This window comes from Pseudoalteromonas obscura, assembly GCF_030135505.1.
GTDB lineage: Bacteria > Pseudomonadota > Gammaproteobacteria > Enterobacterales > Alteromonadaceae > Pseudoalteromonas > Pseudoalteromonas obscura.
Genome location: NZ_JASJUT010000004.1, coordinates 168,638 through 193,224, shown reverse-complemented (window position 1 = coordinate 193,224; position 24,587 = coordinate 168,638). Strand labels below are relative to the sequence as shown.

Genomic DNA, 24,587 nt, shown 5'->3' with positions numbered 1-24,587 from the left:
TTTTTTCTCAATATTGTTGCTATTACAGGAAATATAGATACCATCCCGCCTTACTAATAGTAATTATTACTTAATATAAAATGGGACTAAAAAATATGAAAAAGTGCGCAGCTGCTCTTGCTTCTACACTGGTACTGACAGGCTGTTTCACAACACCACCGGAGTCAGATATAGGTTCGGTACGTTTCGATAACCCAGAAGTTCACGGCCAACCTCTGAATGTAAAGATGGCAATTGGCTTAGATGAGGGACAACCCATTACCATTAGTGATACCTCACGGGAGTCCGATGATATCGACGGCTATGCCAGTTTAGAGGTGTCATTAGGCGGCGGCTTTGCAGCCAAAGTACAAACGGGTAAAGCGCTCAAAACCGCTTTGATATACCAGTTTTCCGGACAGCACGCTGAATCAGCACAGAAAGGCAATATCTCTCATGCTATCACATTAGCCTATCTCTCTGACGAAGAGTCTGGTACCTATTTCAAAAATGCCGAGATTTCTTACCAAGATGATAGAAGCGATTGGAAATTGGACCATGACCTGATTGATATCGCTTGGGTCTCTGGCTACCGCTTTTCTCCAGATGCATTACTGTACGGCAGTATATTTTATCAAACCGGTGAAATTGACGGCACATACTACAGCTCAATATTCACTCGCTGCGATGGGAGACATATTCCAGAATGCGCGGTAGGCAAGTTTGAAGATGATGGCTCTGCCTATGGCCTCAGTGTCAGCTTTGAGTATGCGTTTACCAATCACTTTTTAGGCTCAGTAGAGTTGGTGCATAATCGCTCAAATTGGTTTAATAGAAACAAAAATGACACCTTAACCAATGTCAATTTGATTTATCAATTCTAAGCGGTTGACGCATTCACAGTCTGCGCTTTATCAAACTGCAATTCACATAGACGTTGATAAAGCTCAGACTGTGCCAGCAAGTCCTGATGCGTCCCTGAGTCAACAATTTTCCCTTTGTCCATCACCACAATTAGATCTGCATGGGTCACGGTCGCCAAACGGTGTGCGATGATCAAAGTCGTTCTGTGTAGCATCAACTCATTGAGCGCTGCTTGAACATGAAATTCACTTTGGGCATCCAATGCACTGGTTGCTTCATCCAATAATAATACTTCTGGATCTTTTAAAATCGCACGGGCAATAGCAATACGCTGCTTTTGACCACCAGATAGCCTTACACCTTGTTCACCCAAAAAACTATCATACCCTTCTGGTAGCTGCTCAATAAAATCATGGGCATGGGCGCGCTTTGCCGCCTCAATTACCTGTTCATCCGATGCATCAGGGTTGCCATAGCGAATGTTGTGCCAGACATTAGAGCTAAATAACACCGGGTGTTGGGGTACCATCCCCATACAATGACGTAGGTCAGTCAGTGCCAACTGCGTTAACGCTTCACTGTTGAACATTATGTCGCCTTTTTGCGGATCATAAAAACGCTGTAACAACTCAAATAAAGTGGTTTTCCCGGCACCTGAAGGACCAACCAAAGCGACGATTTTACCTTTTGGAATTGACAGGTTAATTCCCTTTAGCGCAGCGGAATCAGGTCTTGACGGGTAATAAAAGTCTACTTGGTTAAAAGCAATACTGATCTCATTGCCATGCTGCATCGGTTTTGGGTTGGCGGCATTTTTTATTTCACTGTCAATTTGTAACAACTCTAGCAATCGACTTGCGGCCCCCGCTGCACGCTGCAGCTCACCATACACCTCAGCGATGGTTGCCACAGACATTGCGACCATAATGGCATAAAATATAAATGCGCCTAACTCACCACCAGTCATGCGTCCTTCTAGTACATCCATGCCGCCGACCCACAACATAATGCTAATTGCGCCAAAGGTAAGAAAAATCACCGCCGCAATTAAAAATGAGCGCTGTTTGATACTTTGTCTGGCTACATTAAAGGCTTTTTCAACTTCGCCACCAAATGCCTGCTTTTCTTTTTCTTCGTGGGTATAGCTTTGGACTACTTTAATATGCTGAATAATTTCACCGGCATACGTACTAATATCCGCAATGGCGCTTTGGTTATTTTCAGAGAGTTTTCGCACCCGTTTGCCAAATATCATGATCGGCACCAAAGTAAGTGGTACACAGGTGATCACCAACAAGGTCAGTTTTAAATTGGTGATCAATAACATGATCAGCCCACCAATTAGTACCAGAGAGCTGCGCAGTGCCATGGAAAACGAAGAACCAACAATAGACTGCAATAAAGTCGTATCTGTTGTTAGCCTAGACATCATCTCACCGCTGCGGTTTTCTTCAAAGTAACTGGGATGAAGATGAACGATTTGGTTGAATACCGCTTTACGAATATCACCACTTACCCGCTCGCCTAGCCAACTCATTAAGTAAAAACGACAAAAAGTGCCTACTGCAACCAAAGATATCAGCACCACCAAGCCTGTGATTGCCTGCGTTAACTGCGCTTTGGACCCTGCGATAAAACCACTATCAATAACAAACTTAACGCCTTGCCCGATAGAAAGGTTGAGCCCTGCGGTAATTAACAGCACCAATAGGGCCAGCATCGCAACCCATTTATAGGGTTTAACAAAGGAAACAATCGGCAATAAACTCGCAATTGCCTTTTGTGGTTTTTGATTGTTTGAATTACTCAAATTAGTTCCTATATGGCTGTTCCACACAGCCTATGGCTAAATAAAATGCGCTGTTTATAGAGTAAGTGTGCCATATTCAAGCAATCAATAAAAAGTACACAGCTCGGGTTTTAAGTCATTAGAGTGCTACAAAACGTAACAAGACAGATGCGCTTGTTATCTCAGCTCGAAAAATAAAGCTTAAAATATCTCCAATTTACATATAGAATAAGTTATAACAAAAAAGAATATAAACTCAATGGTGGAACTCGCATCATATAAGAGGAGCGATAGAAAATGAAAAGCTGGGTAAAACAAAGCATTGCAAAAATAGAAGCGGATCAAAACCGTTCGGCTGATACACATTTGTTTAAATTTCAGCTCCCTCAATTTAATGATATTTATCTCTACTTGAAAGATGAAAGCACCCACCCCACAGGCAGCCTAAAACATCGTTTAGCACGTTCATTGTTTTTATATGCTTTATGTAATGGCAAAATCAAAGAGAATACCCCAGTTATAGAAGCATCTTCTGGCAGTACCGCTGTCTCGGAAGCCTATTTTGCGCAAATGATAGGTGTCCCCTTTGTCGCAGTAATGCCTGCATCCACGGCACAAAGTAAAATAGATCAAATTCAATTTTATGGTGGCCAGTGCCATTTTGTCGATTGCGCTACAAATATGCACGACACTGCCGTTGAGCTTGCCCAGCAGCTTGATGGCTACTTCATGGATCAATTCATGTATGCGGAACGTGCCACAGATTGGCGGGGCAACAACAACATTGCTGAAAGCATCTTTAATCAAATGAAGTTCGAGCCCCACCCCGTCCCTAACCTCGTCGTGATGGGAGCAGGGACTGGCGGTACTTCTGCAACTCTTGGCCGCTATATTCTTTATAAAGGGTACGAAACTGAATTAATGGTCGTCGACCCAGAGTTTTCTGCTTTTTACGAAGGGTATACTCAAAATAGCGACACTATATGCACAGGTCGCTCTAGCCGCATCGAAGGCATTGGCCGCCCAAAAGTGGAAAAATCTTTTCAGCCTGATGTCATCGACCATATGATGCAAGTCCCTGACGCCGCGAGTATTGCCGCCATGCTATGGCTCGAAGAATTTACAGGTCGCAAAGCCGGACCCTCTACTGGCACTAACTTATGGGGTGCCCTCAGTGCTGCTGAAAAAATGAACAGCCAAGGTAAGGGCGGTGCCATCGTCACTTTGATTTGTGATAGTGGCGAGCGCTATTTAGATACCTACTACAATCCCGAGTGGGTCAAGAATCACATTGGGGATATTACTCCCTATCAAACACAACTAAAGACTTGGTTTAATTCATGATAAACAATTAAAAGTGGCTAACTTGGCCACTTTTTCATTGTTTGGCGGTCTTTTACTCCCAAACTCCCTCAGCTGTTTTGCCTTGGATCGCTACGTCTGCGTGTCGAAACTCCAAACTGTTCCCGGCTTGCTTTTTATTGCGATAGTCTTGCGTTAGATTTTTTATCGTAGGCGTGAGCAAAACAATGGCATATACATTAACGAGCGTCATCAGCCCAAGAGACATATCAGCCAAGTTCCAAACCTGTTGTAAACTTGCATTTGCCCCCCACACCACCATCGTCAAATAGATGCCTGTATAGCTGAGCCTACCCAGCCGATTGTCCAGCTTAAAGAAGTGCAGGTTACTCTCTGCATAGGCATAGTTTGCAACCACAGAAGTAAAGGCAAATAACGTAATTGCCAACGCGATAAAGTCGTCACCATACTCGCCAAAATGAATCGCCATTGCCTGCTGAGTCACACTGATCCCCGCCATTTCGCCACTGGCACCAATCCCAGCCAATAGCACAATAACAGCCGTACAGCTGCACAATACGATAGTATCAACAAAGACCCCCAACATTTGAATATACCCCTGAACAACTGGGTGATTAGGATTTGGGGCTGCTCCTGCTGCTGCATGGGGCACGCTTCCCGCACCAGCCTCATTGGAATACATACCGCGTTGAATACCACTTTTAATCGCCGCACCCAGTGCTCCTGCTGATGCTTCTGTTAAACCGAATGCTGAAAGTACGATGTCTGCAATTAACCCTGGTAATTGAGCCATGTTTACAACACTGATGATTATCGCAGTTATCACAAACGCCGCGCCCATCCAAGGCACAACCACCTCAGCAAAACGCGCGATACGTTTGAGTCCACCAAGCACAATGACACCTGCGACTATCGCAATCATCAAACCACTGAGATAAGTCGGAACTGCAAAGGTGTTATTGAGTGCTTCAGCCATGGTATTGGCTTGCATAGCGCTAAAACTTGCACCGTAGCCAAGAAATAAACAGATTGAAAATAATACAGCCAGCCATTTCTTGTTTAGGCCCGCACGAATGTAGTACGCTGGCCCACCTCGAAACTCCTTTTGACTATCTTTCACTTTGTATAGCTGGCCCAGCACACTTTCAGCAAACCCTGTCGCCATACCTAGCAGCGCTATCACCCACATCCAGAAAACCGCACCACTTCCACCTAAAGAAATGGCCATCGCCACACCAGCTAAATTACCAGTACCCACTCTTGCACTGAGCCCGGTACACAAAGCTTGAAAAGAGCTAATCCCATTTGGATCCGAACTCGCGCTATGTCTCACCAACCCAAACATATGTTTGAAGTCAACCAGTTGGATAGCGCGTAACTGATAGGTAAACCATCCACCAGCAAATAACAGAACATAAATAAGAAGCTGGCCTTCTCCCCACAGTACTTGATTGATATATGCGACACCCTGCTCAACCATAAATTTACCCTGTAAATGCATTGCAGCTAAAAAGTCACTTCAGGACAGGGCTTTAAGCTGCACAATATTGACTATGTGTTACTGCTTGTTAACATAACAACAGAATGAAAAACATACAAATGTGTGTACAGTTGCACTACAACATATTCGTTCCACAATTTAGCGGTTCAATACCAAAACTATCAATCATTCTGAGAGCATCATGTTAAACCGAACGATACAACTCTTCCCGCTGTGGGCACTGCTTCTTAGCACCATCGCATACCTCACGCCAGAGCACTTTACACCGTTTAAATCTGCCATTATCCCTTTACTCACTGTGATCATGCTCAGTATGGGGCTGACATTGACTTGGTCTGATTTTAATAAAGTTATGCAGGCCCCCAAGGCTATTTTGCTTGGTGTACTGCTACAATATTTGGTTATGCCCTTAGTGGCGCTGGTTATTGTATTTATGCTTCAACTAGATGATTCACTCAGCCTTGGCATAATCCTCGTAGGGTGCGTCGCAGGTGGTACGGCAAGTAATGTGATGTGCTTTTTAGCCAAAGGAGATGTGGCTTTGTCCATTACCATGACAGCTATTAGTACTTTACTAGGAGTGCTTATCACGCCATTTTTAATTTCACTGTACGCCCAACAGCTGATCGATATTCCGACTCAAGCGATGATCATCAACCTATTAAAAATCGTCCTCGCACCTGTTGTTTTGGGATTATTGATCAACACTTTTTTGCAAAATCAAGTTGCCAAAGTGCATCGTATTCTGCCCTTGGTATCTATGTTCGCGATCGTCTCAATCATTGCCATTATTGTGGCCCTAAATAAGTCACATATCACCGCGATAGGTCCCATTATTCTAATCGCGGTTATCATGCACAATGGGATCGGGCTGTTAAGCGGATACTGGGTAGCAAAGTGGTGTGGGTTTGGTGAAGAGATCTGCAGAACCATCGCCTTTGAGGTCGGACTGCAAAACTCGGGTTTGGCTGTTGCTTTAGCCATGAAATTCTTCTCGCCAGCAGCTGCCATTGCAGGCACACTGTTTTCAATTTGGCACAACATCAGCGGATCAATGCTCGCGAGTTATTGGAGTAAGCGCAGAATAAAAGAGGATAACCAACCTACTTCCACAGAGTATGCCCGACTCCCTGATTAGGGCTCAGTCATTTCTAGCTTTAAAGCCACATGTGTTGAGACCGCAAACCCGAGTGTATGACGGTCTTTTTTCAACTCACAGTACAAGCGATAGTGATGCCCAGAACTAAAGTTGAAAATACCCTCTACGCTACCTGAATGCTGTTTGTTGGCACAATTGGCTTGAATACGATACACCCCAGCAGAGAGTGTCAGGTGATTATACTTGGCACTGACATAGGGTAATCGCCCACTAAGCTCTCGCCCTTGCTCATTCCAGATGTATTCTATTTCTACCCGATAATCGCTGGCATACTTACGCGCTCCTTGGTCAACCAAAATGCGCGACAATTGAAGTTGGCCCAACCCTTCGGGGTTGTAAGTAAATGGGGCAGATTGACAACCTATCAACCCAAAAGCAAGTAAAAAAGTAAGTAAACACTTCCATTTCATATCAATTTCTCCATGTGTATTGTTAAGTGCTTCTCACCTAAAAACCCTATTTTATGACTCGCCACAACATCTTCAGTTATGCTGCCATAAAATAAGGCTCTTGGCCTTGGTGTTTTGCTTTTCTGCGAAAGCTGCCTTTACCCTTCTTTGCTTTTTCAACTTTACTTTTAAACACAGGGCTTGTAACCAATGCTTTGAGCGCATTTTCTTTAATTTCCCCACGATGATGTTCACAGGTTTGCTGTGTTTTTTTACTCATAGTTTGACCTTTTGTGTCTGACATAATTAGGTGAGCACTTATTATTCATTGTCATACTCAGCTCTGCAAGTAAAAACCCGAACCAAATAAGTACCACAGTGCCAACAACCAGCCTGTAACCATAAAATGTTCGATTTCATACGCATTTATTATTTTTATGCCTAAACTGCATAAAGAGCAAACGCGACGCAAATTTGTATGAAATCAATCTCTGTTAGCGGCAATATTTCCATTAGTTATCAAGACGTGGGAAACAAAAATAACCCGGCTATTATCTTAATCATGGGGCTTGGTGCACAAATGACCTTATGGCCCGACGCGCTTTTTTATGGCTTAGTTGATCAGGGCTTTAGAGTTGTACGCTTTGACAATCGAGATGCCGGATTATCCACCCATTTAGAGCAATACGGGAGACCCAGCCTGTTCAAATCTTGGTTAAGCGCCCGTTTGCCACTTCGCAGCCAAGCCCCCTATACATTAGAAGAGATGGCAGAAGACACATTAGCATTAATGAAAGCGCTCAAAATAAAAAAAGCACACTTGGTGGGTGCTTCCATGGGCGGCATGATTGCACAGCTGATAGCAGCAAAGCAGAAAAAAAAGGTCTTGAGCTTAACCTCCATCATGTCTTCCTCGTCCTCACTTAAATTGACTCACGCCAACTTAAAAGTATTTTTACAGCTCGCAAAACTGCGCCCCGATAAACCCAATCGTGATGCTGCGGTCCGCTACAATATTCGGCTTAATCAATTAATTGGCAGCCCAGCTTACCCTCAAGACGAGCAAACCTTAAAAGCTCAGGCAGTTGAAACCGTTGAACGCGCCTATAACCCGCATGCTTTTCAAAGACAATTCGCCGCAATGGCCGCCAGCGGCAGCCGCCAAGAATTAATGACTAAGGTAAAAGCGCCTACGTTAGTGATCCACGGAGAGTCAGATCCCATTATCCCCAGTCAAGAAGGTATCAAAACAGCTCAACAGATCCGAAAATCCAAACTCAAAATAGTCCCAGGTATGGGTCATAACCTACCACCCGAACTTGCCCCTAAAATGATTAAGTGGATAGCAAAACATGTTCGTAAAAGTGAACTCAAACGTGCTAAAAAGCTTGCTCAAAAAGGACAAAAACGAGATTGGGGATCCGCGCCTATTTAGTACAGTAAAAAGGGCATTAAAAAAGCCCATTCAGAAATGAATGAGCCTCACTGCTTGGGAATAAGTACTTTAACGAAGGAAATATTGACTGTACCTGAATAATATAAATTTAGATCGTAACCTTTTGCGCATTCACTCGCCCATATTTTGCTCCATAGCTTTGCTTCAACAGTATGCTAGTCTCTTAGCATTTCGTGTATCATGCTGATATCTCTATCGTCAAAGTAACTAAAGTACACAGGTGTAATATGCTCAAAGTCACTCTCGAGCAATGGCGTATGTTTAAAGCCGTCGTTGAGCATGGCGGCTTTAATCAGGCGTCTGCCCAGATCCACAAAAGCCAATCTAGTATCCACAATGCGGTCAATAAAATTGAAACTGCGCTCGGCGTCAAACTATTTCGTGTTGAAGGCCGAAAAACAATATTGACTGCTGCTGGTGAGCTTATGTTACGCCGTGTCGAATATTTACTTGAGGAAGCCGCAAAGGTAGAGACCATAGGTGCCAACCTTGCAGAAGGTATTGAAACCAAATTGCGAATTGCCATTGACGAGATATTCCCCGCACATTTGCTTTATCGGGTGCTCGATAAAGTCTCCCATGAGTTTCCATTTTTACGCATTGAACTGGTTGAGTCCGTCCTCAATGGTGCCAATGAGCAGCTACAAAATGCCAACGTCGACATCGCTGTTTCCGCATTTACCCTTGAAGGCTTATTTAGTGAGGAGCTCTGCCAAATAGAGTTTCTCGCCGTTGCGAGCCCACAACATGCCCTTCATCAAAGTGGCAGGGCACTGACTTTAGAAGATTTAAAATCACACCGACAAATCGTAGTACGAGATTCTGCCGTATCAAAAAGCCATGATTCAGGATGGCTACAGGCAAGCCAACGCTGGACAGTCAGCCATATGCGTACCTCCATAGATATGATTAAAAGTGGTTTTGGCTTTGCTTGGTTGCCAGTGCCATTAATAGAAAAAGAGCTTCAAAATGGCGAATTAGTTGCGCTCAATTTACAATCAGGGCGAACACGTCAAGCCCAGCTGCACCTGACTTTTGTCGACGGAGATAGCCTAGGACCTGCTGCCAGGACTTTTTTAGGTGAACTCAGATACCAGAGTATGATCATGCCAACGACACAAAACTCAGAGGTCGATTAACAGTAAATCGCTACGCAGCTTTGGCGTCTATACTTATATAGTGCAGCAATTTTATTAGGGACAACCATGAATGAAAAACAGCTTGCAGAGCAATTCTACAGTGCACACCAATGGTCTGTGCTCAATGATCCCATCGAAGCTTGTACACAACGTGCTCTAGCGCTGGATTCGACGCTTCTAAAGCAGGTCGCCAAAGGTGAACAGCCTGCAACAATACGTTTGTGGGAATGCCCTCAATCATTGATTGTCAGTCGCAAAGAAGCCAGGTTAGCAGATTTTGACAGCGCCTGTGACACCTTAGCTCAACTGGGGTGGCCTGTTTCGGTCAGAGAAAGTGGCGGCACTGCAGTTCCTCACGGCCCTGGTATTTTAAATTTTTCACTCATCTTTGCACAGACCAAAGACCAGCCTTTAGATTTAGATGCTATCTATATCTCCTTGTGTGAGCCTATTCGTAACGCACTGCGCAACCTTGGCTTGCAGAGTGAGTATGGAGAAACTCCCGGTGCATATTGCGACGGTCGATTTAATCTCAATATTGATGCTCTCAAAGTGACAGGTACAGCTCAGCGAGTAGCACTTTCACCAGCCAATGAATTGGGGCTTTACCGCGCCGTATTAGCACAAGCCATGATCATGATTGAAGCCGATCCACATGATACGACAGGCATCGTCAATCAGTTTTACCAGCTAGCTGGTGGCGACAATTGCTACGATCCCCACGCATCAACTAGCGTTGATAGACATTTAGCAGGCCACTACCCAAACGGCAAATTGACTCAAGTTATCAGGCAAGAAATTTTACTCGCCTTACGTGACTTTAATGCGGATATTGACCCTCAATTAGAATTTTAAAATATATAAGCTCCTTTGGTTTCACATTGGCTTCACATCATCGCCTGCAAAGTAGTGCAAAAAAGGAGGCCGCTTTATGTTTAGTCACATTCGTACCGTTGTTGTTACTTCGTTTATTCTGCTTTCGATACCCACTTTGGCTGCATCGATTGCTCACCAAAACATGGTCAACCAAGCTGTTGAACGCTTTACGCAAACCAATAAACAACATTGGTCCTATCAAGTACACAGTGTAGAAGTTGAAGAAGGGGAAAAAACCGAGTTGCAAGCACAACACACACCTCACGTAGACGCAGGTAAGCGCTGGCAGCTGTTGCAACTCAATGGTAAAAAGCCATCAAATAAACAAGCTGATGAATTTGCTAGAAAACGACAAAATGAAGGGTTTTCTGTCAGCATAAAAGAATTGATAAAAACAGATGCATTAACTCTTGATAGAGAAACCCCTGAGTACATCTCCTTCACATATCCCGTTGAACTCTCCGATCTGGGCGACGATGCCCTCGGCAAGTTAGTGGGTCGCATACAGATAGACAAACACAATTTGAATATTGACCACATATCTGTTCACAATACCGAGGAGTTCAGCCCAGTTGCGTTGGCTGACATTGATCACTTTAAGCTACACATGCAGTTTATGACCATAGACAATACCGTACTACCCAAATATAACACGATGGAAATGAGCGGTACCTTCTCCTTCTTTATTGAAATCGAAGAAACATCTAAAACCACATTTAGCAATTATCAAAAACACCTTATAGCCACAGATGAAAGATAATTATAAGTCTATAAATCATACAATTAGGCATCTATTAAAACTCTATTGAGCAATTAATAGATATTCATTAAGACAGAGAGGGGCGTGATATTAAAGACTCATATCACGTCACCACATAAGCTGACTCAGGCGTTCGAGCACCCTGCCTATTCGTAATTATAGGCCGTGTACGATATGATCTTGTGTGGTGCGATTTAACATTTTGCATGAGGAATCACAATGAAATTACATCGCCGTCACTTTATTAAAAACATTACACTCGGCTCTCTTGTGGGCTTAATAGGCACGCACGTGCACGCACGTACTCTCACCCCCAGCGAAATGGAAGGCCCCTATTACCCGATCACACCGCAAAAAGATCAAGATGCAGACCTTACTAAAGTTGTTGGTAAAAAAGGTAAAGCAAAGGGCATCGCGATAGAAATATACGGACAAGTTTTCGACAACCAGGGAGTACCATTAGAAGATACAACTATAGATTTATGGCAAGCTAACAGCTACGGAAAATATCATCATCCACACGATAATAGCGATGCCCCCATTGACGAAAACTTTCAGGCATGGGCGATAATACAAACAAAAGCTGGGGGACACTTTCGCTTTAAAACCGTCTTTCCTGGCGCCTACCCGTTGAATGCTTCACAACAACGTACACCGCACATTCACTTGAAAGTTTCGAAAAGAGGCTATCATTCGCTACTGACTCAAATGTACTTTCCAGACCACCCTTTGAATCAAAAGGATGGACTATTTAGAAGCAAAACACGCCAAGAGCAAGCCTTGATGACCGCTAAAACAACATCAAAAGCCAATCAGTATCGATATGATATTGTCCTTGCTAAAGTTTAGTGTCGACTTGCAAAACGTATTGTCCATTCAGTGTTAATTTGCTTTAACTGCCCTCGCTGAATGGGCGCTACATTTAGATGACTTCAATAACGCGGCCATATATTTTCACCAATTGATCTTCCCCTAGCGCATTTTATGGCTATCAATAAAAGTGTCATATCACCGTGATAGCGTGAGCATAATCGTAAACAACAATCCTAGTTTTACGCACTCAATTACAGTAGTTTGAAGTATGCAAAGCGTCATAAATATTCAATGGTGGCAGCTGGCGGTATTTAGCCTAACGCTAATCGTTCCTTATTACATCAATATGCATTACCAGTTAGGCTTGTTGAAAGAAACTGTCGTAAGCTTGGTTAGAATGACCTTACAGTTGATTTTGATCGGCATTTATCTAGAGCTGTTGTTTGATCTCAATAGTATTTGGGTCAACTTAGCCTGGATGTTAGCTATGGTCTTAGTTGGCAGTAGTGCAATCATCAACAAACTTCATTTCCCAAGACACATTGTATTGATACCCGTTGCGCTCAGCTTAGTTGCCGGACTGTTGCCGTTAATGACGATCCTCTCTTTGGGCATTATTCAACCAGAACCTTTTTATCACGCGCGCTATGTTATCCCTTTAGCTGGCATGCTGCTTGGCAATAGCATTTCTGGGAATATTATTTGCTTACAAAGCTACCATAGCGCGTTGCAAGAACGCTGGCCTGAATATCAAGGAGCGCTGGCATTAGGCGCTTCTCCCAGTGCTGCAACTCGACCGTTTGTACAAGAGGCATTACAAAAAGCCATGTCCCCTATACTCGCTACAATGGCAACAACGGGACTGGTCACCATTCCTGGTATGATGACAGGGCAAATACTAGGCGGAGCATCCCCCATGGTGGCAATTAAATATCAGCTTATGATCATGCTCGCTATTTTTGTCATGATGAGTATTACCATTACCGTCAGCTTATGGCTGGTGGCAAAGCGCAGTATTTCAGTGGAAGGGAAACCTCAAGTTAGCCTCTGTTAAAAAAAGAAAAGGCAGCTCTAAAGCTGCCTACTCTTTGATTTTACTTTTCGGTATCTCGATATTTCTCGAACCAAGCCACGATATGACCCACCTTTTGGATCAAGTTACTGGGCCTTGCGGCAATACCGTGCCCCGCTTTGGGAATGCGCACCATAGCAGTATCTATACCGCGTAGCTGTAGTGCTTGATAATACTGCTCAGTTTCACTCATTGGTGTGCGGTAATCATTTTCACCCGTTAGCAACATAGTTGGTGTTTTAACATTGCCTACCAGCGACAGTGGAGAGTGCTTCCATAGATGCTCGGTTGCTTCCCATGGCATGCCCGGCATCCAGTACTTTGCATAGTAATTATACGCATCTGCTGTCAGTGCAAAACTAATCCAATTAATCACAGGCTTTGCCACAACTGCGGCTTTAAAGCGATCTGTGTTGCCAATGATCCAAGCTGTTAATACACCACCACCTGAACCGCCAGTAACAAACAAGTTATCTTCATCAACAAACTTTTTCGCCACCATACCATCGACGACATCAATAAGGTCGTTGTAATCCTTTGATGGATAATCATGGTGGATGAGATTTGCAAATTCCTGCCCATAAGACGTACTACCCCTTGGATTAGCCCAGACCACCACATACCCTTTTGACGCCATCAATTGCACTTCTGTACTGTAATTCGGGCCATATGCGGTGTGTGGACCACCGTGGATCTCCAAAATCATGGGATATTTCTTAGAGCCGTCAAAGTTAGGCGGTAAGGCATACCAAGCTTGAATGTCCCTGCCATCGACTGAAGACTTAACGGTGATAGCTTTTACCTCAGCGGTCTTTTTGTGCCCTAACAAATCTTCATTTAAGTCTGTAAGTTGAACCGACTTTCTTCTTTTATCCACCAATGCGAGGTCTGCAGGTCGCTGTGTATCAGCAGTAGTGACCACTAAGCGGCCACTGCCAGCTACAGCAAAATGGCCCGAAGTATACGGACGTCCAAGTGACAAGCCTCCCAGCTCAGCAACTTTCTCTGTCACTTTGCCTTTTAAAGTGACATGGCCCACATACTGCTGGCCATGATCTACATAGCTAAAGTAAAGTCCACGTCCTTTTTTATCCCATTGATGGGCACTAATTGGGCGATCCAATGACTCGGTGAGATTGATCTGGTTTTTGCCATCTGGGTCCATCATGTAAATATCAAAGTTTTGGCTCGATAAGCGCTTATCTTCATAGTGGAGATAGGCAATTTTATCTCTTTGCTGATTCAGTTTAGGGCGATATTCAGGACCATTGTTATCGGTGATTTGAGTAACTTGACTATCAGCGACATTGATACGATAAATATCTGATTGGCGAGGCCTATTTTGCCAGTCATCATGACGATCTGCATTGAAATAAAGCGCTTTACCATCTTTACTCCAAGTTAATGACGAGCGGTGATGAAAATCCCCTTGCGTCAACTGTCGAGGTGTTCCTCCTTCCGCCGGCACCACATAAATATGATGATAGCCATGTTTGATAAAACCACCGCCATCACGCTTGTACAGCATGTCATCTATATATGTGGCGTTACCCGCCCACTGAGCCCCCTTTGGCTTCTTTGGCATATCTTTAAAAAGACCACTTTTACTCTTTGGCTTAAACATGGTGAACGCAATCCACTTACCATCTGGCGACCAACTTATATTGCCCACACTTTGATGCACATTGGTTACTCTTGCCGTTTGCCCAGAGTCTAACCAGCGTACATACAGCTGGTTATCACCCTCTGCGTTGGCTAAATATGCCAATCGCTTACCATCTGGTGAATACTTAGCACCGCGAAATTGATTTTTACCAGACAATAATGGTTGATGGGTATTGGTTTTTAAATCCACCTCCCACAGGTTAATGCGGGTGCTATCAGACATGATGTCCATTGCTCTGCGCTCGTAAACAACCTTATAACCGTCAGGGTGAACCTGCGGGGATGCCGCGTACTCAATATTGAACACATCCTCATACTGCCACGTATTATTGGGATGAGTATCTTTAGCCATCACTGGTAGCGCTATCATATGAGCTGCCAACAGCGTTAAACCTAGCTTGTTTTTATTTTTCATATTCAGACTCTTAGTATTGAACTCATCGCCTTAACATCACGGTTTGTACCGACATAAATGTCAATGAGTATTGTTACAATATATCAATTATCAGTTCAGTGCTAAGATGCCTTAAACAAATGGACTATTCAAAACAACTGCGACTAATTACCGTAGTAAGAGATGACCGACTTCACACTGAAAACCCGCCGTTGAATCCTGCAAAGCCCATACCATTAAGGCACACAATCACAGTATAAAAAAAATGCAATTGACTAACGCGAGGTTAATTGTGACTCTGAGTATGCAGTACAAAAAACAAACAAAAAGGATATAACATGAAATTAAAGCTAAATAAAAAAGGCATTAAACAGCTAAGCCAAAAACGACTTAACTCAGATGTCACTAAACAAGTTGGCGGTGGTGCTATTGCCTCGAAAGACTATTGGTGTCAATCTGGTCAAATGCCATGTTGGACCAATGGACCCTGTATCACAACCCCGTATAAAGGTTGTAATACCAGAGGTTGGTGTCAAGGCTAATAATCTGTACTAGGTTCCCCATATTAATGCCGATCTAGGTAGTACGGCATTGATAAGTAGCAATTCACTCATTGTTATAATTCGCTTTTAGTCATTGATAAGCCCACAAGAAACAGTAGCCCGTTTAAACGATTACCAGTCACATCGTTTCACTTTTTCAAACCATGGGCGATTAAAGCGCTTTGTTACCGGCTTTTTAAACCCTGGCAGTATCATATCCATGCCTGTTGACAAGTGTTCACTTACCAATTTGCGGATCCTGTCATCATCTAACTGCGTGTAGGCGTCGAGCAACCGCTTCTTCTCTTTTACCGTTAAAGGCTCTCCATGCATATGCTTAAATCGTGTATTGAGCCACAGTAGCAAAGCTTGCTTGCCCTCATTAGGAAATGCCAACGTCAAGGTTTCAGTTGGGCTATATAATCTTTGAAAATTGACCCATTGTTGCTGCAAAGCAAAGACAAAAAGTAAATTTACGCCCGCAGAGATCTGGCCCGAGCGTTTGTCAATATTTTGATACCCTGCCAGTGCCGCCCTAAAGTGTTGCTCAGCCCGTTCAATACGCCCTTCTTCAAGTGCAATCAAACCCTGGTTATTCTCAATGATTGCCAGCAGGTTTTTTCTATCGGCAAGTTTTGCTAATTTCTGTGCTTTGCTATAAAGCGCTTTCGCTTTTTCCAACTCATCAAGTTGCCGAGCAAGCAGTGCCAAACTATTTGTAATGGTCAGTCTTTGCCTATCATTAATCGCATACTTCACCGAGCACTCTAAGCTGATTTGCGCATCAATGATGTAATCGTGTTTACGCAGCCAAATACCTGTACCACTTGTAACTGTTACGAGCTTATCAATAAAGTAAGGGTGTGTTTGATGATGAAAAATCGCTTCTATAGAATCAATGATTTGCTTCAGTTCACCAGTAAATACGGACGCCCGCATTGCAGCAATATGCCACCTAATTTGCTGGACATCTGTCAAGGCGTGAGGCGTAGGAATATTATTGAGAATTTTCAGTGTTCGAGAAGGGTCAACACGAAGATAATCCTCCGCTTCTTTGAGCTTATCGTCCAGTGGAGCGGCCACAACCGTACCTGTAATAAGACTAAGTAAGGCAATTACCTCAGCAGCTCGCACATCACCTCTCCACCGAATAAGTTAACTAAAATATAGATAGGCAGCGCGTATTATTCAAAATAACCGAGCGCTTGATACATAAAACACCGACTCTATGGTTGATGTGAGTCAGTGTGATAGACCCATAAGATAAGCACAATAATTGGCAAGTTTTTAGTAACGGGCCCAAACGGGTGCAACCAAAAACTGCCATCAATCCACGATAATAGCCCACTATATACAACAATTGTAAGTACCTGCACCATACAGCACAATTTGACTTTTTTCTGAGCTAACAACCAAAGCCCCAATCCGATATCCAATGCGCCACCACCATAGACAGCGAGCTTGGCTAAGGTGCCATAAATTTGTGCTTCTGCAAGAATATCAAAACCAATATGGGGCGCAAAAAACACCGAAGTTAAGCCGGTAAATATCCAGACAAACGCGAGGCTAAAGCAGGCGCAGTGATACAATCTCTTGTGCTGTAAACGCATTCTTTATACCACTGATAGAGGCTTAAAGACCATTAGCACCAATAACGCTAAAATAGCGATAAAAGCCGGGATCCCCAACAGGGTCCAACGCCGCATTAAGGCTTTAAATTCGCCAGTCACATGCCCTTTATCGATAGATTCTTTGGCTAGTCGACGTAGTCTATATTGTATTTTCAATACTGGAAGCCAACAGAGACCGATTAATCCAAAAAGCCCTGCAACCATTAAAAACCAAGGAGATTGATAAGAGTAGCCTAGTAGATGCATTAGATAGAGGCCACTTACGATTTGTGTCACAACGGCCGGTGTAGTAAACAGCCAGTCTCCTAATACAACATGTTGCGTGGTCACATAAATTGCTTGAGGGTTATTAGAGCGGTTTGCCATGAACATAAAAAACGCGATGCCCGCACCTGTCCCCATCACCACAATCGCCGCTAAAATATGAATAAACTTGGCGATAAAATATGGTTCCATCATTTCAATACCTGCTCTTTTTGATATATGCCAAACGCATTAAAGTGCGCGTAAAACTCTGATAATTTCAACAGACCAACACACGCTGTGGCTCCTCGGTGATCGATGCTATCTGATAGCAGTTTTTTGGCAATAATTATTGCTGAAAAAGTGGGAATATAAGGCCCGTGACCATCTGGAGCATACAGTCGCCAAGTCAATGTCTGAGGCTGGACGTTTAAATCTCGTCCCTTAATCGACACTTCCATCGCGCCAATATCACTGCCAAATTTAAGAAAACAATTGCTCAAAGTATCGAGTTGCTTAGCTAAAGGAGCCCAGCTTTTGACTATGTTCCACTTGGCAATAGCAGCCATTGTGACCATCCCCCAGTGTAATAAAGGCAATTCTAATCCAGCTTGAAAACTCACTCGCTCGGAAACACCATACCGCTCGGGAAATAAGGCCAGATCTGGCACATCTACATTGGCTAATAAACGGCGCTTTGCAATATCGCCAAAGTCATGATTTTTAGCATCCATCCAACCATAGGCTGGTTGCCAGCGATCTTGCCTAAATACCGAAAAGGGATGCCCTGTGTAGGTAAGAATGGCTTCAATTGTCGCAGTGCCTCTTTGGGCTTTATTCCCAGGTGCAATTGCGATATCAATACTGTCTATATTTTCAAACAAAGGTAAAAAGTGATCGATCACCGCCGAAGATAACCCGGGTACCGAACTGGCACCACTTACGACTAACACACCATTTTCCCGCGCCATTTTATCTAAACAGCCAATATCACATACAAACTGTCTGTCATCAGCTAAATCAATATAATGGGCTCCGGCGTCAATACAGGCCTTTGGTACTGTGTAGCCTTGGCCTTGATACGGTCCTCCTGTATGGATCACCATAAATGGCTTTTGTGCTTTCAATTGCTGTGAAAATGCGTCTGCATGCAAATCTACCTGCCACGTTTCAAGTGTTGCATTAGAGGATTTTTTCAGCAGTTCTACAAATTGCTCAGCTTTTTCTTGGTTTCTTCCTGCTATTATCAAGGTAATATCATGGCTAGCTAAAGATTTCGCTATGCGCTGACCAAAATTACCATAGCCACCTAATATAATTACCTTTTTTGACATTGCCTATCCTTACTTCTACTACAGTATCAAAATTGCTGGTTTTTAACTCATTAAGATCAAAGAATATCAGTCCAAATCTAGAGCCTTTATCGTTCGTTATACTACCCAAAATCACAGACACAACAAAGCGCTGAGTTTGCCGCGTCTTCAACATTGCATAATGAAAAAAAATCTATTCATTTCACATTGCAAAGTGTGCGATCACGGCTAGACTTGCCTTGAATTCTATCAGGACAAGGAGTTATTTAATGACGCTTAAAACAACAGGAAAGGTAATAGCTGTCCTTTCTCTTGCCACCCTTACCGCTTGTATGAGCACATCTCAATCACCTTATTTAAAAAGTTCTCTCTCTGAGGGGATTGGTCCACTTGAGGTAAGAGCCCCCTATGCAAATTACGTCAACTACTATGGCTATGTTGACGCCACCGTCAAACCAGAGGGCGTATATAAAGGGAAAGATACGTACTATTTGTACGCATGGGTACCTGCGGCTGTTGACGAAATTGGTATCTCAATGCAGTCACCCGTTGAGTCAAAGCCAACTGACAAAGACTTTGTGCACACAAACTTTGCTCCGGGGATGGAAAAAGACCAAGCAAAGTATTTTGATACTTACATCGTGTTTGATCGTATGAATATCATCGACAGCAAAAAAATTGCGCAAGGCGGTAAAGTATTGCAGCCATTGGGTTACAACGATGACACACGAGAATTACCAGCAAACCCCAGTGGGGCTTATTACAACTCGCTCTTAAGACAAACAACCAATTTAAACAACCCGACTGAATCTTTAGTCAGAGGGGTTTATCGTATCTCATTCACCTCTTTCCGCTCTCAAGTTGAGGGCTCATTTGAAGCCACCATTGGCACCAATGTACCAGGTGTGAAAATTGCGGCTTCATTGGAGGAGCTTCATAAGCTAGTTAATGACGGCAAATTATAACAATAAGTCAGGGTGATGCAGTGCATCACCTTATCCCACCTCATGGCTGTAAGCTTCAAGTTTACTGTAGCATTATCGCTATTCCTTAACGCAAATTAGCTCAATGACTAACTCACCCTCAAGGTATTAAATTAGTTAAAAATAAAACCCAAAGTTTTAGACTTATTTCAAACAGTCGCTTCAGCATCATCCTTTAATCAAAAATGGCGCTGACCACCTTAGTTCAGCGCACTGAAAGCAATTTAAAGCACCGCCGTTAAAATTGAATTTATGCTTGGATACCACATCATCATCCCAGCAGCAGTCAAACCAATAAGCGTAATCAAAACACCAAAACAAGCTACCCCAGCAACACACCATCTAACGCTCACATGTCGATGACGTTTACCCCATAAAATTAATTCATACATGGCCATTGGCAACAGATAGCAGGCGAACGAAAGAAATATATCAACAGGACCATCAAGTGTTAGCGTATTACCATTCATCCCCTGATTAATTAAATACCACCCCATCAGGTATAGACGAAATGTCCAAACTCCATTGACCAATAAGAAGCTATGTACCGCCATGCGTTGATGTGCATCAAAACGCTTTTTAATCGCGTAACGCCAAGCGAAGTAAATGGTGATAGGGATCAAAACGCCATTTAGCGTAATCCCCAGTGATCCTATATCACTGAGCCGGTGGCCTGCTCCCCATGTTAGATATAGGCCAGTCAACGCCCCCGATAGACCTAGTAAAAAAAACACTCGGCCATTGTAGCGGTGAAAACGAGGGTAGCGCTTACGCACATTGGGGAGCAGTTGGAATAAGCCACTCAATGCCAATAAAGCTGCGGGTAAAACATGCGCAAAAAACATTGCTGATTGAAAGTTAATATTGCTATTGAGCCCTTGCGCTGGAGATATAGCTCCTGCTTTTTCGATACTGCCCATAGCCAAAGGCAATGCATATAGACTCAAGATATAGATGGCAAATGCCCACTGCCCTGCCAATGCCACCGCCATCCAGCTTTTAGTCGCACCATTGAGTGTATTTTCAGCGGTTAAGGTAGGTAGTTTAAGTTGTGATAAAGTTAAAGAAATCATCTTAGCCCCTTTTGTAATCTGTTGATTTAATTACTAAGGTGACAAAAACAACGCGATTAGTCGCACCGAATTCGAAATTCGGTGCATGGTTTTTTGCAATCTTTACTTACAAAAGCAAAATTGAGGTATTGAGGCCAGTTGAGTACGATTAGCATGTCGATTTTTTTACCTGTATTCGAGCTTTGGGATCACCACATGATACAGCCATACATTCATGTCATTTTGCTAGCTGTTAGCCTTATCTTGCTATTTGCTCAACTCGGTGTGCGTAATAAAAAGACACTACATATTTTATTTGCAATCTTCTGTGGCTCAGTTGCAATGACCGCAGCTAAACGTATTACCGGCGCAGACCTTGGTCCCTATCAATACCTCATCGGCATGCTTGCCTGTGCAACTTGTAATTGCTTCTGGTTGATCGCAAGAGCGCTCTTTCGAGAAAAAAACCCGATAGCATGGCAGCACATCGCCGTTGCGATTACAATTGCAGTACTGGTCGTGTTTCAACAAGGTTACCTCTTTGCCACTGCACACTGGACGCTGCACTCCCCTTGGCTAAGCCTGTTGTTCAGCTCATTGGGAGAGGTCACTATTTTATTGTCGTCTGGTATATTGATGCTCTCTTGCTGGGAGGCATGCAGAGGCTTTAATCAAGCATCTCGTATAGATAAACAACAGCGCATTGTGTTTTTGAGCATTTTTGGTAGCGCTATTTTGATCAGTAAAACAGCGCAAAATGTGCTTAATGGTAACCCAGAGCAACTGGCTTTGATCACATCACTGCTCACCATAGGTATCTTAATTTGCTTACAAACACTACTTATCTGGCGCAGCACTTTACGTAAACAAGCACAGGAAGGCACTATCGCGCCTCATGCTCACAGCTTAAAATCACACGCTACCAGCTCTGAAGAAACTAACTCCCTTGCAAAGCAAATTCACAACCTTATCATCGAGCAACAGGGCTACCTGCAAACAAATTTAAAAGTGGCAGACATTGCAAGAAAGCTCGATGTCTCTGAGTACAAGGTCAGCAAAACATTGCGAGAGCATATGGGCGCCCGTAATTTTAACCACTATATCAATGAACAACGTATTCAACATGCCATGCAGTTATTAAGTGATGCCGATAAACAACACTGGTCGGTACTCGTCGTTGGACTTGAAAGCGGTTTCGCCTCTGTCGGTCCATTTACTCGCGCCTTTAAAGCCTATACAGGTTCAACACCAAACCAATATAGACAAACTCTACCACCTGCGACACAGGTATCTATCTGACCCTCTCCGGTTTTAAAAACGATGTAAAATACGCCTAAAACAAAAATAAAAAATTCTAACCCACAGGCATTTCACCCAGCCTAAAAATAAATAATTTCATATAAATTAATGAGGTAAAAGTATTTCAGAACAAACCGAACACGATTCTTCCACTCAATATTTTTGTCATATTTTTGGAACCAACTTGCCACTTTTTCTTAGCTTATTTGTCTTTTTTGCTCTCTATAGTAGCGTCACTAAAACCGATAAATGAGAAAGGATTATGAAAACAAAATTACTGCCATTGGCGCTGTTATGTAGCACAACCACCTTATTAACGGGTTGTTTTGATTCAGATGACAACGAAGTTAAAGCCAAAGTCCCAAATCAAGAAGTGGTGATTGGCACAGCTATCGAGTTGCGTCTGATGGAAACCACAGATCTACATGCCAATGTGCTTAATTTTAACTATTTTACAGATGCGCAAGACAACAAAGTCGGCCTAGTAAAAACCGCAGCCTTAATCCATAAAGCAAGAAACGAAGCGCAAAACTCAGTACTTGTCGACAATGGCGATCTCATCCAAGGTAGTCCCTTAGGTGACTACATAGCTAAAATAAAAACCCTGCAAGACGGTGAAGTTCACCCTGTTTATAAAGCGATGAACACCTTGGACTATGACGTTGCCAATATTGGTAACCATGAATTTAATTTCGGTTTAGAGTTTTTACAAGAAGCCATTGATGACGCAAATTTCCCCTATATTTCTGCCAATGTCTTTAAATACGATGGAGACGATGATGATAGCAATGATGAGCCTCTGTTCTCTCCCTATCTTATTCAAGACAAAGCATTTGTAGATACAGATGGTAATACTCATACCATCAAAGTCGGTTATATCGGATTTGTGCCTCCGCAAATCATGCAATGGGATAAGGCTAACCTTGAAGGTAAAGTCATTGCCAAAGACATCGTCGCGATGGCGAACAAATACGTGCCAGAGATGAAGTCAAAAGGCGCGGATATCATCATTGCCATTCCACACTCAGGGATCGATACCTCCGCACATACTGAAAAACAAGAAAACGCCAGCTACCACCTGTCTAAAGTTTCCGGTATTGATGCCATCATGTTTGGTCATTCTCATACCAATTTCCCAGGCCCACGCTATGAAGGCATGGAAGACAAAGGAATTGACACCAAAAAAGGAACGGTTAATGGCGTGGCCGCCGTTATGCCTGGCTTTTGGGGCAATCACCTCGGTATTATCGATGTAACTCTCACCTATCAAGCTGACGGCTGGGCTGTAACAGGATCGCAATCGACACTCATGCCGATATATGAACAAGATGCAGATAGAAACGTCACCTCTTTGGCTGACAACGATGCCGATATTGAAGCTGCTGTGCACCATGACCACGAAGAAACTCGCACTTGGGTAAATGAACCTTTTGCAAAAATCACCAATCAAGTAAATAGCTTTTTTGCCCTCGTCAACGATGACCCTTCCATCCAAATCGTGACCGATGCACAGACCTGGTATGCGCAAGAGAAAATGCAAAACTCAGAGTATGATGGACTACCAATTCTTTCTGCCGGCGCACCATTTAGAGCTGGACGTGGTGGTGCCGACGACTATACCTATATCGCTGCTGGTGATATTGCTTACCGTAACGTTGCTGATTTATATATCTACCCAAATACATTAACAATCTTGAAGTTAAATGGCGCCGAAGTAAAAGAGTGGCTAGAAATGTCGGCTGGGCAGTTTAATCAAATTGACCCTGATTCAATGGAAATGCAGTCATTGATCAATGATGACTTCCCTTCATATAATTTCGATGTTATTGACGGCGTCACTTACCAAATAGATATCACTCAACCCAAGCGTTACAACAGCAAAGGCGAAAAAGTATCTGATGGCCAGCGTATCAAAGCGCTTTCATATCAAGGGAAGCCCATTTCCGACGAACAAGCTTTTTTAGTTGTCACCAATAACTATCGCGCTTCTGGTGGTGGTAACTTCCCGGGCATCAGCGCTGATAAAATCATCAACCCATCACCTGATGAAAACCGCCAAGTTGTTGCCAATTATATCACCCACAAAAGCGGAGCTAATGAAGGAAAAGGTTTAGATCCTTCTGCCGATATGAACTGGTCATTTACTGCCATTGAAAACGCACAAATTCAGTTCACTACGTCAAACAGTGAACACGCTAAAACATACAGTGAACAATTCAATCATATTCAGCCGCTTGATAAAACCAATGAAGCTGGCTTTGCACTGTATCAGCTGAACTTATCTCAACTTAACAACCAATAACACCCAAATACCCATACGGGGTGCACAAAAGAGTGCACCTCAC

General features: G+C 43.3%; 23 protein-coding genes. 13 read left to right on the top strand and 10 right to left on the bottom strand.

What is annotated here, in order from left to right:
- Positions 1-95: 95 nt before the first annotated feature.
- Positions 96-863, top strand: a complete 768-nt coding sequence (locus QNM18_RS12245; RefSeq protein ID WP_284137389.1) for a hypothetical protein — start codon at positions 96-98, stop codon at positions 861-863.
- On the opposite strand, the gene QNM18_RS12240 is transcribed toward QNM18_RS12245, so the two are convergent.
- Positions 860-2,653 (bottom strand): ABC transporter transmembrane domain-containing protein, encoded by a 1,794-nt coding sequence (locus QNM18_RS12240; protein WP_284137388.1) that lies wholly within the window; start codon positions 2,651-2,653, stop codon positions 860-862. The genes QNM18_RS12245 and QNM18_RS12240 overlap by 4 nt on opposite strands.
- 276 nt (positions 2,654-2,929) lie before the next feature.
- On the opposite strand from QNM18_RS12240, the gene QNM18_RS12235 reads away from it, so the two are divergent.
- Positions 2,930-3,976: a PLP-dependent cysteine synthase family protein gene (locus tag QNM18_RS12235; RefSeq protein ID WP_211011286.1), complete on the top strand. Its 1,047-nt coding sequence runs from the start codon at positions 2,930-2,932 to the stop codon at positions 3,974-3,976.
- 52 nt (positions 3,977-4,028) lie between these two features.
- Here QNM18_RS12235 and QNM18_RS12230 read toward each other — a convergent pair whose 3' ends face one another.
- Positions 4,029-5,435, bottom strand: coding sequence for an alanine/glycine:cation symporter family protein (locus QNM18_RS12230; RefSeq protein ID WP_284137387.1), 1,407 nt, complete (start codon positions 5,433-5,435; stop codon positions 4,029-4,031).
- 202 nt (positions 5,436-5,637) lie between these two features.
- Here QNM18_RS12230 and QNM18_RS12225 point away from each other — a divergent pair, with 202 nt between their 5' ends.
- Positions 5,638-6,594, top strand: a complete 957-nt coding sequence (locus tag QNM18_RS12225) for a bile acid:sodium symporter family protein (protein ID WP_284137386.1) — start codon at positions 5,638-5,640, stop codon at positions 6,592-6,594.
- Here the strand turns inward: QNM18_RS12225 and QNM18_RS12220 are convergent.
- Together QNM18_RS12220 and QNM18_RS12215 are read right to left on the bottom strand one after the other, a co-directional pair.
- Positions 6,591-7,025 (bottom strand): hypothetical protein, encoded by a 435-nt coding sequence (locus tag QNM18_RS12220; protein WP_284137385.1) that lies wholly within the window; start codon positions 7,023-7,025, stop codon positions 6,591-6,593. The two genes, QNM18_RS12225 and QNM18_RS12220, sit on opposite strands and share 4 nt — an antisense overlap.
- A gap of 76 nt (positions 7,026-7,101) precedes the next feature.
- Positions 7,102-7,284 carry an alternative ribosome-rescue factor A gene (locus QNM18_RS12215; protein ID WP_284137384.1) on the bottom strand — a complete coding sequence of 61 codons (183 nt, stop codon included), beginning with the start codon at positions 7,282-7,284 and terminating at the stop codon, positions 7,102-7,104.
- 198 nt (positions 7,285-7,482) lie between these two features.
- Between QNM18_RS12215 and QNM18_RS12210 the strand changes: the two genes are divergently transcribed.
- The 6 genes from QNM18_RS12210 to QNM18_RS12185 all read left to right on the top strand — a co-directional run bounded on the left by QNM18_RS12210 (position 7,483) and on the right by QNM18_RS12185 (position 13,102).
- Entirely contained in the window at positions 7,483-8,439 is a 957-nt protein-coding gene (locus tag QNM18_RS12210) for an alpha/beta fold hydrolase (protein ID WP_211011296.1), read from the top strand.
- Between the two features lie 248 nt (positions 8,440-8,687).
- Positions 8,688-9,599 carry a LysR family transcriptional regulator gene (locus QNM18_RS12205; RefSeq protein WP_211011298.1) on the top strand — a complete coding sequence of 304 codons (912 nt, stop codon included), beginning with the start codon at positions 8,688-8,690 and terminating at the stop codon, positions 9,597-9,599.
- Between the two features lie 66 nt (positions 9,600-9,665).
- The gene (locus QNM18_RS12200; RefSeq protein WP_284137383.1) at positions 9,666-10,454 is read left to right on the top strand and encodes a lipoate--protein ligase family protein; all 789 of its coding nucleotides are present in this window, start codon (positions 9,666-9,668) and stop codon (positions 10,452-10,454) included.
- A gap of 76 nt (positions 10,455-10,530) precedes the next feature.
- Positions 10,531-11,235, top strand: coding sequence for a hypothetical protein (locus tag QNM18_RS12195; protein WP_284137382.1), 705 nt, complete (start codon positions 10,531-10,533; stop codon positions 11,233-11,235).
- Between the two features lie 219 nt (positions 11,236-11,454).
- A complete protein-coding gene (locus QNM18_RS12190; protein ID WP_284137381.1) occupies positions 11,455-12,084 on the top strand; it encodes a protocatechuate 3,4-dioxygenase in 630 nt (209 codons plus the stop codon).
- Between the two features lie 232 nt (positions 12,085-12,316).
- Positions 12,317-13,102, top strand: a complete 786-nt coding sequence (locus QNM18_RS12185) for an ABC transporter permease (protein WP_284137380.1) — start codon at positions 12,317-12,319, stop codon at positions 13,100-13,102.
- Between the two features lie 40 nt (positions 13,103-13,142).
- Here the strand turns inward: QNM18_RS12185 and QNM18_RS12180 are convergent, their stop codons facing one another.
- A complete protein-coding gene (locus QNM18_RS12180; RefSeq protein WP_284137379.1) occupies positions 13,143-15,200 on the bottom strand; it encodes a S9 family peptidase in 2,058 nt (685 codons plus the stop codon).
- A gap of 317 nt (positions 15,201-15,517) precedes the next feature.
- On the opposite strand from QNM18_RS12180, the gene QNM18_RS12175 reads away from it, so the two are divergent.
- Positions 15,518-15,721 carry a hypothetical protein gene (locus tag QNM18_RS12175; protein WP_211011309.1) on the top strand — a complete coding sequence of 68 codons (204 nt, stop codon included), beginning with the start codon at positions 15,518-15,520 and terminating at the stop codon, positions 15,719-15,721.
- A gap of 132 nt (positions 15,722-15,853) precedes the next feature.
- Here the strand turns inward: QNM18_RS12175 and QNM18_RS12170 are convergent, their stop codons facing one another.
- The 4 genes from QNM18_RS12170 to QNM18_RS12155 form a co-directional block, all read right to left on the bottom strand.
- Positions 15,854-16,855: a tetratricopeptide repeat protein gene (locus tag QNM18_RS12170; RefSeq protein ID WP_211011311.1), complete on the bottom strand. Its 1,002-nt coding sequence runs from the start codon at positions 16,853-16,855 to the stop codon at positions 15,854-15,856.
- 92 nt (positions 16,856-16,947) lie between these two features.
- Positions 16,948-17,331 (bottom strand): DoxX-like family protein, encoded by a 384-nt coding sequence (locus tag QNM18_RS12165; RefSeq protein WP_211011312.1) that lies wholly within the window; start codon positions 17,329-17,331, stop codon positions 16,948-16,950.
- 3 nt (positions 17,332-17,334) lie between these two features.
- Positions 17,335-17,811 carry a DUF2269 family protein gene (locus QNM18_RS12160; RefSeq protein WP_284137378.1) on the bottom strand — a complete coding sequence of 159 codons (477 nt, stop codon included), beginning with the start codon at positions 17,809-17,811 and terminating at the stop codon, positions 17,335-17,337.
- Complete coding sequence (locus QNM18_RS12155; protein WP_284137377.1) at positions 17,808-18,929, bottom strand: saccharopine dehydrogenase family protein; 1,122 nt, start codon at positions 18,927-18,929, stop codon at positions 17,808-17,810. Before QNM18_RS12155 ends, QNM18_RS12160 begins: the two co-directional genes overlap by 4 nt.
- 248 nt (positions 18,930-19,177) lie before the next feature.
- Between QNM18_RS12155 and QNM18_RS12150 the strand changes: the two genes are divergently transcribed.
- Positions 19,178-19,873 (top strand): LipL32 family surface lipoprotein, encoded by a 696-nt coding sequence (locus QNM18_RS12150; protein WP_211011314.1) that lies wholly within the window; start codon positions 19,178-19,180, stop codon positions 19,871-19,873.
- A gap of 242 nt (positions 19,874-20,115) precedes the next feature.
- On the opposite strand, the gene QNM18_RS12145 is transcribed toward QNM18_RS12150, so the two are convergent.
- A complete protein-coding gene (locus QNM18_RS12145) occupies positions 20,116-20,964 on the bottom strand; it encodes a DUF2306 domain-containing protein (RefSeq protein WP_284137376.1) in 849 nt (282 codons plus the stop codon).
- A gap of 195 nt (positions 20,965-21,159) precedes the next feature.
- Between QNM18_RS12145 and QNM18_RS12140 the strand changes: the two genes are divergently transcribed.
- A complete protein-coding gene (locus tag QNM18_RS12140; protein ID WP_284137375.1) occupies positions 21,160-22,242 on the top strand; it encodes a helix-turn-helix transcriptional regulator in 1,083 nt (360 codons plus the stop codon).
- Positions 22,243-22,504: 262 nt separating this feature from the next.
- On the top strand, positions 22,505-24,544 hold the full coding sequence (locus tag QNM18_RS12135; protein WP_284137374.1) for a bifunctional 2',3'-cyclic-nucleotide 2'-phosphodiesterase/3'-nucleotidase: 2,040 nt from the start codon (positions 22,505-22,507) through the stop codon (positions 24,542-24,544).
- Positions 24,545-24,587 lie beyond the last annotated feature (43 nt).

What these genes read in the sequence shown, in the direction of transcription:
- QNM18_RS12245 (WP_284137389.1), top strand. Translation starts at nt 96, where the DNA reads ATGAAAAAGTGCGCAGCTGCTCTTGCTTCTACACTGGTACTGACAGGC.
- QNM18_RS12235 (WP_211011286.1), top strand. Translation starts at nt 2,930, where the DNA reads ATGAAAAGCTGGGTAAAACAAAGCATTGCAAAAATAGAAGCGGATCAA.
- QNM18_RS12230 (WP_284137387.1), bottom strand. Translation starts at nt 5,435, where the DNA reads ATGGTTGAGCAGGGTGTCGCATATATCAATCAAGTACTGTGGGGAGAA.
- QNM18_RS12225 (WP_284137386.1), top strand. Translation starts at nt 5,638, where the DNA reads ATGTTAAACCGAACGATACAACTCTTCCCGCTGTGGGCACTGCTTCTT.
- QNM18_RS12220 (WP_284137385.1), bottom strand. Translation starts at nt 7,025, where the DNA reads ATGAAATGGAAGTGTTTACTTACTTTTTTACTTGCTTTTGGGTTGATA.
- QNM18_RS12215 (WP_284137384.1), bottom strand. Translation starts at nt 7,284, where the DNA reads ATGAGTAAAAAAACACAGCAAACCTGTGAACATCATCGTGGGGAAATT.
- QNM18_RS12210 (WP_211011296.1), top strand. Translation starts at nt 7,483, where the DNA reads ATGAAATCAATCTCTGTTAGCGGCAATATTTCCATTAGTTATCAAGAC.
- QNM18_RS12205 (WP_211011298.1), top strand. Translation starts at nt 8,688, where the DNA reads ATGCTCAAAGTCACTCTCGAGCAATGGCGTATGTTTAAAGCCGTCGTT.
- QNM18_RS12200 (WP_284137383.1), top strand. Translation starts at nt 9,666, where the DNA reads ATGAATGAAAAACAGCTTGCAGAGCAATTCTACAGTGCACACCAATGG.
- QNM18_RS12195 (WP_284137382.1), top strand. Translation starts at nt 10,531, where the DNA reads ATGTTTAGTCACATTCGTACCGTTGTTGTTACTTCGTTTATTCTGCTT.
- QNM18_RS12190 (WP_284137381.1), top strand. Translation starts at nt 11,455, where the DNA reads ATGAAATTACATCGCCGTCACTTTATTAAAAACATTACACTCGGCTCT.
- QNM18_RS12185 (WP_284137380.1), top strand. Translation starts at nt 12,317, where the DNA reads ATGCAAAGCGTCATAAATATTCAATGGTGGCAGCTGGCGGTATTTAGC.
- QNM18_RS12180 (WP_284137379.1), bottom strand. Translation starts at nt 15,200, where the DNA reads ATGAAAAATAAAAACAAGCTAGGTTTAACGCTGTTGGCAGCTCATATG.
- QNM18_RS12175 (WP_211011309.1), top strand. Translation starts at nt 15,518, where the DNA reads ATGAAATTAAAGCTAAATAAAAAAGGCATTAAACAGCTAAGCCAAAAA.
- QNM18_RS12165 (WP_211011312.1), bottom strand. Translation starts at nt 17,331, where the DNA reads ATGCGTTTACAGCACAAGAGATTGTATCACTGCGCCTGCTTTAGCCTC.
- QNM18_RS12160 (WP_284137378.1), bottom strand. Translation starts at nt 17,811, where the DNA reads ATGATGGAACCATATTTTATCGCCAAGTTTATTCATATTTTAGCGGCG.
- QNM18_RS12155 (WP_284137377.1), bottom strand. Translation starts at nt 18,929, where the DNA reads ATGTCAAAAAAGGTAATTATATTAGGTGGCTATGGTAATTTTGGTCAG.
- QNM18_RS12150 (WP_211011314.1), top strand. Translation starts at nt 19,178, where the DNA reads ATGACGCTTAAAACAACAGGAAAGGTAATAGCTGTCCTTTCTCTTGCC.
- QNM18_RS12145 (WP_284137376.1), bottom strand. Translation starts at nt 20,964, where the DNA reads ATGATTTCTTTAACTTTATCACAACTTAAACTACCTACCTTAACCGCT.
- QNM18_RS12140 (WP_284137375.1), top strand. Translation starts at nt 21,160, where the DNA reads ATGATACAGCCATACATTCATGTCATTTTGCTAGCTGTTAGCCTTATC.
- QNM18_RS12135 (WP_284137374.1), top strand. Translation starts at nt 22,505, where the DNA reads ATGAAAACAAAATTACTGCCATTGGCGCTGTTATGTAGCACAACCACC.